The sequence below is a fragment of the Kluyvera cryocrescens NBRC 102467 genome, assembly GCF_001571285.1.
GTDB classification, from domain to species: domain Bacteria; phylum Pseudomonadota; class Gammaproteobacteria; order Enterobacterales; family Enterobacteriaceae; genus Kluyvera; species Kluyvera cryocrescens.
Map to the genome: position 1 here is coordinate 1 of NZ_BCTM01000056.1, position 16,918 is coordinate 16,918.

Sequence of the window (16,918 nt, forward strand, 5' to 3'; positions counted from 1 at the left end):
ATTTTGACGAAAAGATCGAGCGTGCGCTCTTCTTTGAAGATCTGGATATAAACCGGGGAGCCCATCATTTGCTGCTTATATTCTTTGCTAACGGGCGTCGTCGGACTGTTGCTGCTCAGGAGCCCAGCAAACGAAACGCACGGCATTAAAAGCATCGCAATAAATAATGCGATTTTGCGCATACTACATGTTCCTTGATAAAAAATAACAACACGCCAGGAGAGGCCATAGAGAGAAAAAGCAGATAAATCTGTTTTTGTGCGCTCACCTTAGCACCACCGCATTTTTTCGCAAGAGGGGCGTTTGGCGTTTACAATTTCCTATTGCATTCCCACCAGAACCCGGTGCGTTGTGCTGCATGGTGGCTCATTCGCTCTCGCAATAAAGAGTGTAGGATAAGCTGATGATTCACTAGCTATCTTTGTCTGAATCAATAGAACTTTGCGCATTGGCTCGCAATTTAGCGGGCTGAAAAGCGGAACTGCTGCATCGCGGAAGGAGAAAATGGTAAACTTTAGTTACGTAATCATTCGCCCAGGAAATGGAATGCGCGGATGAATAGCGGAGTAATTCTCAAATACAGTGTAAGAAAGGATGCTTCAGTCCCTCGTTTCACCCAATTAGGGGATGCCATTGGGTTTCCGGTGTAATTCCTTTCTTTTGTCTCGTTAACCAAAACGCTGACCTCAACGCTTTGTTGACGTCGTCGTTAACGGATACCTGCGAACAGTATGATTAAAATAACCAAAGGCCTCGATTTGCCTATTGCTGGCCTGCCCGATCAGCAACGTATTGATGACGTCACGGTCAGCCGTGTGGCGATCGTTGGCGAAGAATATGTGGGGTTGCGCCCTTCCATGGCGGTAAAAGAAGGCGACCGGGTCATTAAAGGGCAACTGCTTTTTGAAGATAAAAAAATTCCCGGCGTCCGTTTTACTTCCCCGGCCTGTGGCACGGTAAGAGCAATACACCGCGGCGAGCGACGAGTATTGCAGTCGGTGGTGATTGATATCGACGGCGATGAATCCGTGGCGTTCACCCGCTATGCCGCCGATGAACTGGCAACGTTGCCGCGCGACACGGTGGCCTCACAGCTGATTGAGTCTGGCCTCTGGACGGCGATGCGTACCCGTCCTTTCAGTAAAACGCCTACGCCGGGGACAGAGCCGGTGGCCATCTTCGTCACCGCAATGGATACCAATCCTCTGGCCGCCGATCCGCAGCCGATTATCCTTGCTCAGCGCGAAGCCTTTAATGCCGGTTTAACCCTGCTGACGCGCCTGACCGACGGTAAAGTCCACGTCTGCCAGCGCAGCGGCGGCAAGCTGGGTGGTCACCCGCAGGGACAGGTGACGTTTAACCAATTCACCGGCCCGCATCCGGCGGGATTAGTCGGCACGCATATTCACTTCCTCGAGCCGGTCAGCCTGAATAAGCAGGTTTGGCACCTTAACTACCAGGACGTTATCGCCATTGGCAAACTGTTCCTCGACGGTGTGCTATGGACGGAGCGGGTAATTGCGCTCGGTGGCCCGCAGGTGAAACATCCTCGTCTGGTGCGCACCCGCCTGGGCGCGGATCTTAACGCGCTGCTGGTGGATGAGCTGGTTGCGGGTGAAAACCGCGTCCTTTCCGGCTCCGTGCTGAACGGCACTCAGGCCACTGGGCCGCATGCGTTCCTCGGACGCTTCCACTTGCAGGTCAGCGTGCTGAAAGAAGGGCGTGAAAAAGAGCTGCTTGGTTGGGTTGCGCCGGGCCGGGATAAGTTCTCCATTACGCGTACCACGCTGGGCCACTTCCTCAAGCACAAGCTTTTTAATTTCTCGACGGATACCCACGGCGGCGAGCGCGCCATGGTGCCTATTGGCAGCTATGAGCGCGTCATGCCGCTGGATATTTTGCCAACCGTGCTACTGCGCGACCTGCTGGCGGGTGACACCGACAGCGCTCAGGCGCTGGGGTGTCTGGAGCTGGACGAAGAAGATTTGGCGCTGTGCACCTATGTCTGTCCAGGAAAATACGAATACGGTCCGGTGTTGCGCCGCGTATTAACGCAAATTGAGCAGGAAGGCTAAGTGATGGGCTTAAAACAGCTACTGGAAAAAGTTGAGCCGCACTTCACGCAGGGCGGCAAGCTGGAAAAATATTACCCGCTGTTTGAAGCGACGGCGACGTTGCTTTATACACCGGGCCATGTCACCAAAGGTGCGGCGCACGTCCGTGACGCTATCGACCTTAAGCGTATGATGATCCTCGTTTGGTTCGCCGTGTTCCCCGCGATGTTCTGGGGGATGTACAACGTGGGGCTACAAACCCTTCCCGCGCTGCACAAACTGTACGGTGCGGAACAACTGCAGCAGGTCATTGCCAGCAATTGGCACTACAACGTAGCGCAGGCGCTGGGCGTCAGCTTCGCCCCCGATGCCGGTTGGATCAGCATGATGATGCTGGGCGCGGTGTTCTTCGTGCCTATTTACGCGACCGTGTTTCTGGTTGGTGGTTTTTGGGAAGTTCTGTTCTCTATTGTTCGTAAACATGAGATTAACGAAGGTTTCTTTGTCACTTCGATTCTCTTCGCGCTGATTGTCCCGCCGACGATGCCGTTGTGGCAGGCGGCGTTGGGTATCTCCTTCGGCGTGGTGATTGCGAAAGAGATTTTCGGTGGCACAGGGCGCAACTTCTTGAACCCGGCGCTGGCGGGGCGTGCGTTCCTGTTCTTTGCCTATCCGGCACAAATCTCGGGTGACCTGGTATGGACCGCGGCCGATGGCTTCTCCGGCGCCACACCGCTATCTCAGTGGGCCAGCCACGGCGGTGAGTCGCTGGTGAACGTGGTAACCGGTCAACCGGTCAGTTGGATGGATGCCTTCATCGGCAACATCCCCGGCTCGATTGGTGAAGTCTCTACTCTGATGATTCTGCTCGGTGGGGCGCTGATTATCTTTGGCCGCGTCGCCTCCTGGCGCATTGTGGCTGGGGTGATGCTTGGCATGATCGCTTGTGCCACTCTGTTTAACCTGGTGGGATCTGATACTAACCCGATGTTTGCCATGCCGTGGTACTGGCATCTGGTGCTGGGCGGTTTTGCCTTCGGCATGATGTTTATGGCGACTGATCCGGTTTCCGCCTCATTTACGGATAAAGGAAAGTGGTGCTACGGCGCGCTGATTGGCGTGATGTGCGTGCTGATTCGCGTCGTAAACCCGGCCTATCCAGAAGGGATGATGCTGGCGATTTTGTTCGCCAACCTCTTTGCGCCGCTGTTTGATTACCTGGTGGTGCAGGCCAACATTAAGCGGAGGAAGTCGCGTGGCTGAGATAAAAAGTAACGATAGCATCGGCAAAACGCTGCTGGTGGTGCTGGTGCTTTGCCTGGTCTGCTCCATCGTGGTGGCGGGTTCTGCCGTTGGGCTCAAACCCCTACAGCAAGAGCAGCGCGCGCTGGATAAACAGCGCAACATACTCGCCGTCGCAGGGTTGATGCACGACGGCATGTCAGCGGATGAAGTGGCTGAAATCTACGCCGCCCGCGTGACGCCGCGGCTGGTGGATTTAAAAAGCGGCGCAATGCTGGACAGCGATCCGGCGAAGTTTAATCAGAGCATGGCGTTAAAAGATCCTCAGCAAAGCGTGGCCCTTGAGGCTAATGAAGATCCGGCGGGTATCAAACGTCGCAGCAATGTCGTGGAAATCTACCTGATCAAAGATGAGCAGCAGAAAATACAGGAAATCGTTCTCCCTGTTTACGGCAACGGCCTGTGGTCAATGATGTACGCCTTTGTGGCGCTGGATACCGATGGCCGCACCATCAAAGGCATCACTTATTATGACCAAGGGGAAACCCCAGGGCTGGGCGGTGAAATTGAAAACCCTAACTGGCGTGCGCAGTTTATCGGCAAACGCGTGGTGGACGATAACGGCCAGCCGGCGTTGAGAGTGATGAAAGGAGCCGCACCGCAGGGCGATCTGTACGCGGTTGATGGTTTGTCCGGCGCAACGCTGACTGCCAACGGCGTGCAGCATAGTTTCAATTTCTGGATGGGTGAAATGGGCTTTGGCCCGTTCCTGAAGCAGGTGCGTGAAGGAGGGCTGAATCATGGCTGAGCAGGGTGATATGAAAGAGGTGAAGCGCGTGCTGGTTGGCCCGCTTATCGCCAACAACCCGATTGCGCTACAGGTGCTTGGCGTCTGTTCGGCGCTGGCGGTCACTACCAAGCTTGAAACGGCGTTTGTGATGACCATTGCGGTTACTTTGGTGACGGCATTCTCCAGCATGTTTATCTCGATGATTCGCCATCACATTCCCAACAGCGTGCGCATTATCGTACAGATGGCGATTATCGCCTCGTTGGTGATTGTGGTGGATCAGCTGCTACGTGCTTTTGCCTACGAAACCTCCAAGCAACTGTCGGTGTTCGTTGGGCTCATTATTACCAACTGTATTGTGATGGGGCGTGCGGAAGCGTATGCCATGAAGTCACCGCCGCTGGCGAGCTTTATGGATGGTATTGGCAACGGTCTGGGCTACGGCGCGATTTTACTGATTGTCGGTTTCCTGCGTGAGCTTATCGGTAGCGGAAAACTGTTCGGCATCACCGTGCTGGAAACCGTTAAAAACGGCGGATGGTATCAGCCAAATGGCCTGTTCCTGCTCGCCCCAAGCGCATTTTTCATTATCGGTTTGCTGATCTGGGCGCTGCGTAGCTGGAAGCCGGAACAGCAGGAAAAGGAGTAACCGATTATGGCTCATTACATTAGCCTGTTTGTCCGCGCGGTGTTTGTTGAAAACATGGCGCTGGCGTTCTTCCTGGGGATGTGTACTTTCCTCGCGGTATCCAAGAAAGTCTCGACCGCTTTTGGTCTTGGCGTTGCGGTAACCGTCGTGCTGGGTCTGGCCGTACCGATCAACAACCTGGTCTATAACCTGGTGCTGCGTGACGGCGCGCTGGCGGAAGGCGTTGATCTCAGCTTTCTCAACTTCATCACCTTTATCGGGGTGATTGCGGCGCTGGTACAAATCCTTGAAATGATCCTCGATAAATACTTCCCCTCGCTGTATACCGCGCTGGGTATCTTCCTGCCGCTGATTGCCGTGAACTGCGCCATCTTTGGCGGCGTCTCGTTTATGGTCCAGCGCGATTACAACTTCAGCGAATCTATCGTATATGGATTTGGTTCCGGCATCGGTTGGATGCTGGCGATTGTCGCTATGGCCGGGATTCGCGAAAAGATGAAGTACTCAAATGTGCCCGCGGGACTGCGTGGCTTAGGGATCACCTTTATCACCACAGGATTGATGGCATTAGGTTTTATGTCATTTTCCGGTGTGCAGCTATAAGGGCCGCGAATAATGGAAATTTTACTGGGCGTAGTCATGTTTACGCTGATCGTACTGGTGCTGTCGCTGCTGATTCTGTTTGCCAAATCTAAGCTGGTGAACGCCGGCGATGTGGTTATCGAAATCAACAATGAAGCGGATAAGCAGATCAAAACCCCGGCGGGCGATAAGCTGCTGAATACGCTGTCCAGCAACGGCATCTTTATCTCCTCCGCCTGCGGCGGCGGTGGGTCCTGCGGTCAGTGCCGGGTGACGGTGAAAGAGGGCGGTGGTGATATTCTGCCGACCGAGCTTTCGCATATCACCAAGCGTGAAGCGAAAGAGGGCTGTCGTTTGGCCTGTCAGGTCGCTGTACGGCAGGATATGAAAATCGAGCTGCCGGACGAAGTCTTTGGCGTTAAAAAGTGGGAATGCGAAGTTATCTCTAACGATAACAAAGCGACCTTTATTAAAGAATTGAAGCTGGCGATCCCCGCCGGTGAGAACGTGCCGTTCCGTGCGGGCGGCTATATTCAAATTGAATGTCCGCCGCATAAAGTCGCCTATGCCGACTTTGACGTACCAGACGAGTATCGTGGCGACTGGGACAAGTTTAACCTCTTCCGCTACGTTTCCGACGTCAAAGAGCCGACGCTGCGCGCCTACTCTATGGCGAACTACCCGGAAGAGAAGGGCATCATTATGCTCAACGTGCGTATTGCTACGCCGCCTCCGTCTGCGCCTGAGGCACCGCCGGGGATCATGTCTTCCTATATTTGGTCACTGAAAGCCGGTGATAAGGTGACAATCTCGGGGCCATTTGGTGAGTTCTTTGCCAAAGAGACCGACGCGGAAATGGTCTTTATCGGCGGCGGGGCTGGGATGGCGCCAATGCGATCGCATATTTTCGACCAGCTAAAGCGTCTGCACAGTACGCGTAAGATTAGCTTCTGGTACGGTGCGCGATCGCTGCGTGAGATGTTCTATGCCGAAGAGTTTGAGCAACTGGCGCGCGAAAACCCGAACTTTACCTTCAACATCGCCCTCTCTGATGCGCTGCCGGAAGATAATTGGACGGGGTATACGGGCTTTATTCATAATGTCCTGTACGAAAACTATCTGCGCGATCACCCGGCACCGGAAGACTGTGAGTTCTATATGTGTGGGCCGCCGATGATGAACGCCGCGGTGATTAAAATGCTCAAAGACCTGGGCGTAGAGGATGAAAACATCATGCTCGACGACTTTGGAGGCTGATGATGTTGACGGTCTTTCTGGCGACATTCGTGATTTTTGTGCTGGTGGTATTTGGGATGTCGCTGGGATATCTGGTCAAGCGGAAAACACTGCAGGGTAGCTGCGGCGGGATCTCTTCACTGGGTATGGAAAAGGTCTGCGACTGTCCCGAACCCTGCGATGCGCGTAAAAAGCGCATGGCGCGTGAAGCGCAGCGCCAACAAAACCGCATCCTGTAATATTCCCCATCGCCCGGCGTCGCCGGGCGATTCTGCGCTCTTCTCATTTGCTAAAGTTATGCTGTATACTTATCCAGTGGTAAGTGAGGGCTAACGATGCGCAAAATAATCCATATCGATATGGACTGCTTCTTCGCAGCGGTTGAAATGCGTGACAACCCAGCGCTGCGCGATATCCCTATCGCGATTGGCGGCAGTCGGGTACAGCGAGGGGTGATCAGCACGGCGAACTATCCGGCGCGCAAATTCGGCGTGCGCAGCGCGATGCCTACCGGCATGGCATTAAAGCTCTGCCCGCACCTCACGTTATTACCGGGGCGCTTTGAAGCTTATCGTGAAGCCTCACACCATATCCGCGAAATTTTCTCGCGCTATACTTCGCTAATCGAACCGCTGTCGCTGGATGAGGCCTATCTTGACGTGAGCGACAGCACGCACTGCCATGGTTCGGCGACGCTGATGGCCCAGGAGATCCGCCAGACTATTTTTAATGAACTGGCGCTCACCGCCTCAGCCGGCGTTGCACCGGTGAAGTTTCTCGCCAAAATCGCCTCCGATCTCAACAAACCGAATGGCCAATTTGTGTTGACCCCGGCTGAAGTTCCGGCATTTCTAAAAACGCTGCCGCTAAGCAAAATCCCCGGCGTGGGCAAAGTGTCGGCGGCGAAGCTCGAAAGCATGGGGCTGCGCACCTGTGAAGATGTGCAGAAAAGCGATCTGGCCATGCTGTTAAAACGCTTTGGCAAGTTTGGCCGGATCCTGTGGGAACGCAGCCAAGGGATCGATGAACGCGAGATCCACAACGACAGGCAGCGTAAATCAATCGGCGTAGAACGGACGCTGGAAGAAGATATTCATGAGTGGTCTGACTGTGAAGCGATTATCGAAAGGCTCTACCCCGAGCTGGAGCGCCGGCTGGCGAAGGTCAAAGCGGACTTGTTGATTGCGCGCCAGGGCGTGAAGCTTAAATTTAATGACTTCCAGCTCACCACCCAGGAACATGTCTGGCCAAAGCTGAACAAAGATGATCTCATCGCTACGGCGCAAAAATCGTGGCATGAACGGCGGGCAGGGCGCGGCGTGCGCCTTGTTGGTCTGCATGTTACGCTGCTCGATCCTCAGCTGGAACGACAGCTACTTTTAGGGATTTAGCCATGCTTATTCGTCCGTACCATGAAACTGATTTTTCCGCCCTGTGCCAGATTTTCCAGCGCGCGGTGCGTGAAACTGCCAGCCAACACTATTCTGCCTCGCAGATTGCTGCCTGGGCGCAGGTGGATGAAACGCTCTGGCGGCAAAAGATGGCCGATTCTTTAGTGCTAGTGGCAACGGCCGGCAATCGCCCAGTCGGTTTTGTTACCGCTGTCGGCACCTATATCGATCTGCTTTTTGTGGATCCCGCGTATTCGCGCCAGGGGATTGCCAGCGCTTTGCTTCGCGAATTGTGTACACAGATTCCAGCGGGAACGTTAACGGCGGAAGCGAGCCTCACGGCGAAAGCGTGCTTTGAACGGCAGGGGTTTCAGGTGACGGCGCAGCAAGAGGTTGAAGCCCGCGGGGAGTATTTTGTGAATTACCGGATGGAGAAGGTGAGATAGCGGGAGGAGAGACTCCCGGCGAGCCTAAACCCGCCGGGAAGGGCAAAACTTATTTCGCCGGAATCGCTTTCAGCAGTTCCGTCAGCAGCTGCCAATACTGGCCAACGCTTTCGATATGAACCTGCTCATCCGGTGAGTGTGGGCCGGTAATGGTTGGCCCAATAGAAACCATATCCATGTTTGGATACGGTTTCTTGAACAGACCACATTCCAGACCTGCGTGGATAATCTGAATGTTCGGCACCTTGTTGAACAGGCGCTGATAGGTTTCACGCACCAACTGCATCACCGGAGAGCTTGCATCCGGCTGCCAGCCTGGATAACCGCCTTTTGGCTGCGTTTTTGCACCCGCCAGCGCGCCGAGTGATTCCAGCATGCTGACAACGTAATCTTTGCCGCTATCGAGCAGGGAACGAATCAGGCAGTGGATAATCGCGGAATCTTCAGTGAAGGAGACCACACCGACGTTCAGAGAGGTCTCTACGACGCCTTTGGCCACGTCAGAATTACGGATAACGCCGTTCGGGGTTGCGTTCAGCAGTTGCACGAACGCATCGCGGGAAGCGCTGCTCAGCGCCTTACCTTCAACAGTCTGCGCTTCCAGCACCAGGGTCAGGTTTTTCTCTTTCGCTGACAGTTCGTTTTGCAGAATGTGCAGGTAGGTCTCAACCAGATCTTTCAGGGCGCTGACTTTATCGCCAGGAATTGCCAGCGTTGCGAAGGCTTCACGTGGGATTGCGTTACGCAGGGTACCGCCGGTGAAGTCAACCAGACGCAGATCCAGTTCCGCCGCGTGAGCGACCAGGAAGCGGGCCAGCAGCTTGTTAGCATTTCCCAGACCGAGGTGAATATCACCGCCGGAGTGACCGCCTTTCAGGCCTTTCAGCGTCAGCTTGAAGGTCTGGAAGCCAGCCGGAATCGCTTCACGGGTCAGCGGCAGGGTGCTGGTAAAGTCGATACCGCCCGCACAGCCCATGTAGATTTCACCCTCTTCTTCAGAGTCGGTGTTGATCAGAATTTCGCCCTGCAGCCAGTTAGGCTGAAGGCCAAATGCGCCGTCCATACCGGTCTCTTCGGTCATGGTCAGCAGCACTTCCAGCGGGCCGTGTTCAACGGAATCATCGGACAGGACCGCCAGCGCGGACGCCATACCGATACCGTTATCCGCGCCCAGCGTTGTGCCGCGCGCTTTAACCCACTCGCCGTCGATGTACGGCTGAATTGGGTCTTTGGCAAAGTCGTGCACGGTGTCATTGTTTTTCTGCGGCACCATATCAAGGTGAGCCTGCAGAACAACCGCTTTGCGGTTTTCCATGCCCGGCGTTGCGGCTTTACGAATCAGAATGTTGCCAACCTGGTCGCGTTCCGCGTGCAGACCTTTTTCTTTCGCCCAGCCCACGATATGGGCAGCGAGCTGCTCTTCATGATGGGAAGGGTGCGGAATGGAACAGATTTTGGCAAAAATATCCCACAGCGGCTGCGGGGATAATTGAGACAGTTCAGACACGATGAGTCTCCTTACGGCGTTCTGCAAAAGTCACTTGCAGGTAAAGGGTTAGCACATACATATACCACAAGACTGGCTTGCGCGATGGGGTTGAGAATACCACTTTCTCTCCCTCCCGGTAGAAGAAACCACGTAAAAAGAGCCCGCTATTCCGCTTAACACTGGTTTTTAGTGCGTCAGATCTCTATAATCTCGCGCAACCCATTTCCCCCTTGAACACTTTTTAAGCCGTATAACACAGGCTGGGACACTTCACATGAGCGAAAAATACGTCGTCACCTGGGACATGTTGCAGATTCACGCGCGCAAACTGGCTGCACGCCTGATGCCTTCAGAACAATGGAAAGGCATTATTGCCGTTAGCCGTGGTGGTCTGGTACCGGGCGCACTGCTGGCACGTGAACTGGGCATTCGTCATGTCGACACCGTATGCATCTCCAGCTATGACCACGACAACCAGCGTGAACTGAAAGTTCTCAAACGCGCTGAAGGCGATGGCGAAGGCTTTATCGTTATTGACGATCTGGTAGACACCGGCGGCACCGCGGTTGCTATTCGTGAAATGTACCCGAAAGCACATTTCGTCACCATCTTCGCTAAACCGGCCGGTCGTCCGCTGGTTAACGATTATGTTGTTGATATCCCTCAGGATACCTGGATTGAACAGCCTTGGGATATGGGCGTGGTATTTGTACCGCCTATCTCTGGTCGCTAATTCATTCAATAAATGCGCTTCCAACGCCCGGTTCTGCCGGGCGTTGTTTTTTTTAACGTCCCACGCGTTACAATAGGCCTAAGTTCGTCTCTATGGAGGTTTTGTGATGCCAGAAGCCAATCTCAGCGAAACGCTATTCAAACCGCGCTTTAAACACCCGGAAACATCAACGCTGGTGCGCCGCTTCAATACCGGCAAGACCGACAGCATGCAGTCGGCGCTGAGCGGAAGCAACATCCCGCACTGGTACCGCATGATTAACCGCCTGATGTGGATTTGGCGTGGGGTCACGCCGCAGGAAATTCTCGACGTTCAGGCGCGTATCGTGATGAGCAAGGCCGAACGCACTGACGATGAGCTGTTTGATACCGTTGTCGGCTACCGTGGCGGCAACTGGATCTACGAATGGTCGACCCAGGCTATGCTATGGCAGCAGAAAGCCACTCAGGAAGCAGATGAAACGCTCAGTGGCCGTCATTGGCTGCATGCTTCGAATCTCTACAGCATTGCTGCCTACCCGCATCTGAAGGGAGATGACCTCGCCGAGCAGGCGCAGGCATTGGCGAACCGTGCCTATGAAGAGGCTGCGAAGCGTTTACCCGGCGAGATGCGCGAGCTGGAGTTTGCGATTCCGGGCGGTTCACCGATTACCGGCTTCCTGCATATGCCAAAAGGCGACGGCCCGTTCCCAACGGTGCTGATGTGTGGTGGTCTTGATGGCCTGCAAACCGATTATTACAGCCTGTATGAGTACTATTTTGCCCCGCTGGGGATTGCGATGCTGACGGTGGATATGCCCTCTATTGGCTTCTCGTCGAAATGGAAGCTGACTCAGGATTCCAGCATGTTGCACCAACACGTGATCCGCGCGCTGCCGAACATTCCGTGGGTTGACCATACTCGCGTGGCAGCCTTTGGTTTCCGCTTTGGTGCCAATATCGCGGTACGTCTGGCCTATCTGGAAGCGCAGAATCTGAAAGCCGTCGCCTGTCTGGGGCCGGTGGTACATTGCCTGCTCAACGATCCACTGCAGCAGGGACGCGTGCCTGAGATGTATCTCGACGTGCTGGCTTCCCGTCTAGGCATGCACGATGCTTCCGATGAAGCGCTGCGCGTTGAGCTCAACCGCTACTCCCTGAAAACCCAGGGGCTGCTGGGCCGCCGCTGCCCAACGCCAATGCTGTCTGGATTCTGGGATAACGATCCGTTCAGCCCGGAAGAAGAGTCGCGTTTAATCGTCTCGTCATCTGCGCAGGGGAAACTGATGTCGATCCCGTTTAACCCGGTGTATCGCAACTTTGACAAGGCGCTGAAAGAAATTGCCGGGTGGATCAACAATAGATTTTGTTAATAGATTGATAAATTCTATTGATTTGGTAAAACAGTTGCATCACTAAAGGAGATCGCAATGACGTTACCGAGTGGACACCCTAAGAGTAGATTGATTAAGAAGTTCGCTGCGCTTGGCCCCTATATTCGCGAAGAACAGTGTGAAGACAATCGGTTTTTTTTCGACTGTCTGGCCGTTTGCGTTAACGTAAAGCCCGCGCCAGAGAAGCGTGAGTTCTGGGGCTGGTGGATGGAAATGGAAGCACAGGAAAAGCGCTTCACTTACAGTTACCAGTTCGGCCTGTTTGATAAAGATGGGGTATGGCAGGCGGTGGCGATAAAAGATCCCGAGGTGGTTGAACGTCTGCAGTTAACGTTGCGTGGTTTCCATGACCGGGCAAAAGAGTTGCTCAAGACGCTGGATCTGGCGCTTGAACCGGCTGAAGGATTTGCGAACGAAGCGGTCAAGCGTACGGCATAAACAATATAAAACGGCCAACCTGTGCGCTGGCCTTTTTATTTAGCCATAAAAAAAGCCTTCCATCTGGAAGGCTTTTTTATCACTCACTTAGAATTGGTAGGTCATACCAACGGCGACGACGTCGTCAGTCATAATCGCCAGACGTTTGGTCACCGCATCTTCATCAATCAGGTTGATTTTATAATCAACAAACGCCGACATATTTTTGTTGAAATAGTAGGTCGCGCCGACATCAACATATTTCATCAGATCCTGATCGCCAATTCCGTTGTCCAGATCCTTGCCTTTCATCTGCACGTAACCCAGAGATGGACGCAGGCCGAAATCGAACTGATATTGAGCAACGGCTTCGAAGTTCTGTGCTTTATTGGCAAAGCCTTGATCCGCGGAAACCAGACCTTTAATTGGGGTCATATTGCGGGTTTCGGTATAAATCATCGCCAGGTAAATGTTGTTGGCATCATATTTCACACCGGTACCCCAGGACTCGGCGTTCTTCCCGCCCTGAGCCAGAGATTTAGCCTGCTGAACGTTGGTACGGTCAGAGTTGGTGTACGCTGCGCTAATCGCGAAATCGCTGCCACCGAAATCATAGGTCAACGCTGAGCCGAAACCGTCGCCGTTGGCGGTAGCATAGGTGCTACGGTCATTTTTACCCTGATATTGCAGGGTTAAATCCAGACCATCAATCACGCCAAAGAAGTCAGAGTTACGGTAGGTTGCCAGGCCGCTGGAGCGTTTGGTCATGAAGTTATCGGTTTTACCGGTAGAGTCACCGCCAAATTCCGGGAACATATCGGTCCAGGCTTCAACATCGTACAGTGCGCCGAGGTTACGACCGTAATCAAAAGAACCGAACTGTTTTACTTTCAGACCGGCAAACGCCAGACGCGTTTTTTGCGTAGAGGTGCTTTCATCGTTATTACCGGAGAATTCAGATTCCCAACGACCATAGCCGGTCAACTGATCGTTAATTTGAGTTTCACCTTTGAAACCAAAACGAACGTATGTTTTGTCGCCATCGGAGCTGGAATCATCGCTCATGTAATGCATGGCTTTGACTTTGCCGTAAACGTCCAGTTTATTACCGTCTTTATTATAAACTTCAGCAGCCATTGCTGAAGAGGACGCAATAATACCCATCATCGTTAATGCCAGCGTTGTTTTTTGCATTTCTTAATCCCGGTTTTTATCTTTTAAAATTGCTGTGAAAGACCACTGTGAAAAAACAGGAACGTTTTTATCCCCCACGTGTTAAAAATTTATGACAATGTTCGCTTAACTATAAAAAAGTATGATTAATTTTTTCTGTCATAAAAATGTCAACAATCCCCTCTAGGCTGCCTGATCCCGCGCAACAAAAACCTCGCTTTCAATGCTGGCAGTTGGCAAGCGGCCTGACTCCTGCTACAACGTGAGTTTGGTATCATTTTTCCTATTTAACGGCAGAGAATCATGAGTGATAGTCAGACGCTGGTCGTCAAACTGGGCACCAGTGTTTTAACGGGCGGATCGCGCCGCCTGAACCGCGCGCACATTGTGGAACTGGTTCGCCAGTGTGCTCAGCTCCATGCGGCTGGGCATCGTATTGTTATCGTCACCTCAGGCGCCATCGCCGCCGGGCGAGAGCATCTGGGATACCCCGAACTGCCCGCGACTATCGCTTCTAAACAGCTGCTGGCCGCCGTTGGGCAAAGCCGCTTAATTCAGCTTTGGGAACAGCTGTTCTCCATTTACGGTATTCACGTTGGGCAAATGCTGCTGACCCGTGCTGACATGGAAGACCGCGAACGTTTCCTCAACGCCCGCGATACCATGCGCGCGCTGCTTGATAACAACATTGTTCCGGTGATTAATGAGAACGATGCGGTGGCAACCGCCGAAATTAAGGTGGGCGACAACGATAACCTGTCTGCGCTGGCGGCGATTCTGGCCGGTGCCGATAAGCTGCTGCTGCTAACCGACCAGCAGGGCTTGTTCACTGCCGATCCGCGTAGCAATCCGGATGCGGAGCTGATTAAAGATGTTTACGGGATTGATGATCAGCTGCGAGCCGTGGCGGGTGACAGCGTCTCCGGCCTTGGCACCGGCGGTATGGGCACCAAACTGCAGGCCGCCGACGTGGCCTGTCGGGCAGGTATTGACACCATCATTGCCGCAGGCAGCTTGCCTGGTGTGATTGGTGATGTCATGGCGAATATCTCCGTCGGGACTCGCTTCCACGCTCAGGACACGCCGCTCGAGAACCGTAAACGCTGGATCTTCGGTGCGCCACCGGCGGGTGAGCTGATTGTCGATGCCGGCGCGACGGGGGCGATTCTGGAACGTGGAAGTTCATTACTTCCAAAAGGCATTAAAAACGTGACAGGTAACTTCTCCCGTGGTGAAGTGATCCGTATTCGTAACCTTGAAGGTCGGGACATCGCGCACGGCGTGAGCCGCTATAACAGCGACGCACTGCGTTTGATTGCCGGGCACCACTCGCAAGAGATTGACGCCATCCTCGGCTATGAGTACGGCCCCGTTGCCGTTCATCGCGACGACATGATCACCCGATAAGGAGTTCAACATGCTGGAACAAATGGGCATTGCGGCAAAGCAGGCCTCTTACAAACTGGCGCTGTTATCCAGCCGTGAAAAAAACCGGGTTCTGGAAACTATTGCTGATTATCTGGAATCTCACAGCGATGAGATCCTGCGAGCCAACGCCGAGGATCTGACTCAGGCGCGCGAAGGCGGCCTGAGTGAAGCGATGCTCGATCGCCTGGCGCTGACCCCGGCACGTCTGACGGCGATCGCCAATGACGTCCGTCAGGTCTGTACGCTGGCCGATCCGGTAGGGCAGGTGATTGACGGCGGGTTGCTGGATAGCGGCCTGCGTATTGAACGTCGTCGCGTACCGCTGGGTGTCATCGGTGTGATTTACGAAGCGCGTCCGAACGTGACCGTCGACGTCGCTGCGCTGTGCCTAAAAACCGGTAACGCCGCGATCCTGCGCGGAGGAAAAGAGACTTATCGCACCAACGCCGCTACGGTTGGTGTTATTCAACGTGCGTTAAAAGAGTGCGGTCTACCGGAAGCTGCGGTGCAAGCTATTGAGAACCCGGATCGTGCGCTGGTTAGCGAAATGCTGCGCATGGACAAATACATCGACATGCTGATCCCTCGCGGCGGCGCGGGCCTGCACAAGCTGTGCCGCGAGCAGTCGACGATCCCGGTGATCACTGGCGGTATCGGCGTTTGCCATATTTACGTTGATGATTCCGCTGAGATTGAACCGGCGCTGAAGATTATTGTGAACGCAAAAACCCAGCGTCCAAGCACCTGCAACACCGTCGAAACGCTGTTGGTGAATCAGGCTATTGCTGAACGTTTCCTGCCGGCATTAAGCCAGCAGATGGCGGAAAGCGGGGTGACGCTGCATGGCGATGAAACGGTAATGCGCGAGCTGAAAGGCCCGGCGAAGCTGGTGGCTCTGAAGCCTGAAGAGCTGGATAACGAGTTCCTGTCGCTGGATCTTAACGTGGTTATTGTGGCCGATATGGACGCTGCTATTGCTCATATCCGCACGCACGGTACGCAGCACTCTGACGCCATCCTGACTCGCACCCTGAGCAACGCCAACCGCTTCATCAACGAAGTGGACTCCTCAGCGGTGTACGTCAACGCATCGACCCGATTCACCGACGGCGGCCAGTTTGGCCTCGGTGCGGAAGTCGCGGTCAGCACGCAGAAATTGCACGCACGCGGCCCGATGGGGCTGGAAGCACTGACCACCTACAAGTGGATTGGCTTCGGCGACGATACCATTCGTGCGTAATTGATAGCGGGCGATGCAAAAATAGGCAGTTGATTAACCTGACTATTGACGCATCGCCCGGTAAGTCTTAACCTTTTGTCCCGTGATTCACGTCCGTGAACACCTCTTGCAGGGCCGATATAGCTCAGTTGGTAGAGCAGCGCATTCGTAATGCGAAGGTCGGAGGTTCGACTCCTCTTATCGGCACCATTCTAACGTCTCCCCAAGTCTACTAAAGTTCACTGAAACCTCTTATACTCTGCGACTTGCAGCCCCTTTTAGTATTTCTACGTCTACTAAAGTTCCCTGAAATCTACGGTCGTTTGGGGGTACTTATGGGGGTATTTGCTGTTCGGTCTAGAGGAGGTACCCCCAAGTGAAACTAAACGCCCGGTAGGTGGACACCGCCAAACCTAAAGATAAGCCTTACAAGCTGGCTGATGGTGGTGGTTTGTATCTCCTGATTAAACCTAATTGAATTGCCACGGGTTTAACAGACACCTCGGAGTCATTTAAGATGACTTAAAGAGAGGTGCCCATGAGCGGTAAACGTTATCCCGAAGAGTTTAAAATTGAAGCAGTCAAACAGGTTATTGATCGCGGTCATTCTGTTTCCAGCGTTGCAACACGTCTCGATATCACCACTCACAGCCTTTACGCCTGGATAAAGAAGTACGGTCCGGACTCATCCACTAAT

General features: G+C 53.8%; 17 protein-coding genes, 1 tRNA gene and 2 pseudogenes. 17 read left to right on the forward strand and 3 right to left on the reverse strand.

Translation table 11 applies throughout. The features are described 5' to 3' along the window. A pseudogene (locus KCR01S_RS22615) lies at window positions 1-182 on the reverse strand (peptidoglycan meso-diaminopimelic acid protein amidase); the annotation flags it as partial. Window positions 183-731: 549 nt separating this feature from the next. Here KCR01S_RS22615 and KCR01S_RS22620 point away from each other — a divergent pair. The 9 genes from KCR01S_RS22620 to KCR01S_RS22660 all read left to right on the forward strand — a co-directional run bounded on the left by KCR01S_RS22620 (window position 732) and on the right by KCR01S_RS22660 (window position 8,390). After that, the gene (locus tag KCR01S_RS22620; RefSeq protein WP_061285164.1) at window positions 732-2,075 is read left to right on the forward strand and encodes a Na(+)-translocating NADH-quinone reductase subunit A; all 1,344 of its coding nucleotides are present in this window, start codon (window positions 732-734) and stop codon (window positions 2,073-2,075) included. Between the two features lie 3 nt (window positions 2,076-2,078). Further along, window positions 2,079-3,317, forward strand: coding sequence for an NADH:ubiquinone reductase (Na(+)-transporting) subunit B (locus KCR01S_RS22625; RefSeq protein ID WP_061285176.1), 1,239 nt, complete (start codon window positions 2,079-2,081; stop codon window positions 3,315-3,317). Further along, window positions 3,310-4,104: a Na(+)-translocating NADH-quinone reductase subunit C gene (locus tag KCR01S_RS22630; RefSeq protein ID WP_061285165.1), complete on the forward strand. Its 795-nt coding sequence runs from the start codon at window positions 3,310-3,312 to the stop codon at window positions 4,102-4,104. Before KCR01S_RS22625 ends, KCR01S_RS22630 begins: the two co-directional genes overlap by 8 nt. Next, window positions 4,097-4,735: an NADH:ubiquinone reductase (Na(+)-transporting) subunit D gene (locus KCR01S_RS22635; protein WP_061285166.1), complete on the forward strand. Its 639-nt coding sequence runs from the start codon at window positions 4,097-4,099 to the stop codon at window positions 4,733-4,735. The genes KCR01S_RS22630 and KCR01S_RS22635 overlap by 8 nt, the downstream gene beginning before the upstream one ends. Before the next feature lie 6 nt (window positions 4,736-4,741). Next, window positions 4,742-5,338: an NADH:ubiquinone reductase (Na(+)-transporting) subunit E gene (nqrE, locus tag KCR01S_RS22640; RefSeq protein WP_052284364.1), complete on the forward strand. Its 597-nt coding sequence runs from the start codon at window positions 4,742-4,744 to the stop codon at window positions 5,336-5,338. 12 nt (window positions 5,339-5,350) lie between these two features. Continuing rightward, on the forward strand, window positions 5,351-6,574 hold the full coding sequence (gene nqrF, locus KCR01S_RS22645) for an NADH:ubiquinone reductase (Na(+)-transporting) subunit F (RefSeq protein WP_061285167.1): 1,224 nt from the start codon (window positions 5,351-5,353) through the stop codon (window positions 6,572-6,574). Between the two features lie 2 nt (window positions 6,575-6,576). Next, on the forward strand, window positions 6,577-6,792 hold the full coding sequence (gene nqrM, locus KCR01S_RS22650; protein ID WP_061285177.1) for a (Na+)-NQR maturation NqrM: 216 nt from the start codon (window positions 6,577-6,579) through the stop codon (window positions 6,790-6,792). A 96-nt stretch (window positions 6,793-6,888) separates the two neighbouring features. Continuing rightward, window positions 6,889-7,944, forward strand: coding sequence for a DNA polymerase IV (gene dinB, locus KCR01S_RS22655; protein ID WP_061285168.1), 1,056 nt, complete (start codon window positions 6,889-6,891; stop codon window positions 7,942-7,944). 2 nt (window positions 7,945-7,946) lie between these two features. Continuing rightward, complete coding sequence (locus KCR01S_RS22660) at window positions 7,947-8,390, forward strand: GNAT family N-acetyltransferase (RefSeq protein WP_061285169.1); 444 nt, start codon at window positions 7,947-7,949, stop codon at window positions 8,388-8,390. 49 nt (window positions 8,391-8,439) lie between these two features. On the opposite strand, the gene pepD is transcribed toward KCR01S_RS22660, so the two are convergent. Further along, entirely contained in the window at window positions 8,440-9,897 is a 1,458-nt protein-coding gene (gene pepD, locus KCR01S_RS22665; RefSeq protein ID WP_061285170.1) for a beta-Ala-His dipeptidase, read from the reverse strand. Window positions 9,898-10,153: 256 nt separating this feature from the next. Between pepD and gpt the strand changes: the two genes are divergently transcribed. The 3 genes from gpt (at window position 10,154) to crl (ending at window position 12,422) form a co-directional block, all read left to right on the forward strand. Then, entirely contained in the window at window positions 10,154-10,612 is a 459-nt protein-coding gene (gpt, locus tag KCR01S_RS22670; protein WP_052284368.1) for a xanthine phosphoribosyltransferase, read from the forward strand. A 106-nt stretch (window positions 10,613-10,718) separates the two neighbouring features. After that, complete coding sequence (gene frsA, locus KCR01S_RS22675; protein ID WP_061285171.1) at window positions 10,719-11,963, forward strand: esterase FrsA; 1,245 nt, start codon at window positions 10,719-10,721, stop codon at window positions 11,961-11,963. 57 nt (window positions 11,964-12,020) lie between these two features. Next, window positions 12,021-12,422 carry a sigma factor-binding protein Crl gene (gene crl, locus KCR01S_RS22680; protein ID WP_061285172.1) on the forward strand — a complete coding sequence of 134 codons (402 nt, stop codon included), beginning with the start codon at window positions 12,021-12,023 and terminating at the stop codon, window positions 12,420-12,422. 87 nt (window positions 12,423-12,509) lie between these two features. Here crl and phoE read toward each other — a convergent pair whose 3' ends face one another. Next, the gene (phoE, locus tag KCR01S_RS22685) at window positions 12,510-13,595 is read right to left on the reverse strand and encodes a phosphoporin PhoE (protein ID WP_061285173.1); all 1,086 of its coding nucleotides are present in this window, start codon (window positions 13,593-13,595) and stop codon (window positions 12,510-12,512) included. A gap of 282 nt (window positions 13,596-13,877) precedes the next feature. Between phoE and proB the strand changes: the two genes are divergently transcribed. The 5 genes and pseudogenes from proB to KCR01S_RS24650 all read left to right on the forward strand — a co-directional run. Then, complete coding sequence (gene proB / locus KCR01S_RS22690) at window positions 13,878-14,981, forward strand: glutamate 5-kinase (protein ID WP_061285174.1); 1,104 nt, start codon at window positions 13,878-13,880, stop codon at window positions 14,979-14,981. A 10-nt stretch (window positions 14,982-14,991) separates the two neighbouring features. Continuing rightward, window positions 14,992-16,242 carry a glutamate-5-semialdehyde dehydrogenase gene (gene proA / locus KCR01S_RS22695; RefSeq protein WP_061285175.1) on the forward strand — a complete coding sequence of 417 codons (1,251 nt, stop codon included), beginning with the start codon at window positions 14,992-14,994 and terminating at the stop codon, window positions 16,240-16,242. A 113-nt stretch (window positions 16,243-16,355) separates the two neighbouring features. After that, window positions 16,356-16,431: transfer RNA gene (locus tag KCR01S_RS22700), tRNA-Thr, on the forward strand. Between the two features lie 187 nt (window positions 16,432-16,618). Further along, window positions 16,619-16,696 (forward strand): annotated as a pseudogene (locus KCR01S_RS25425) (Arm DNA-binding domain-containing protein); the annotation flags it as partial. Window positions 16,697-16,759: 63 nt separating this feature from the next. Beyond that, window positions 16,760-16,918: transposase (locus KCR01S_RS24650; RefSeq protein ID WP_156478804.1), on the forward strand; the 159-nt coding region annotated here is incomplete at its 3' end.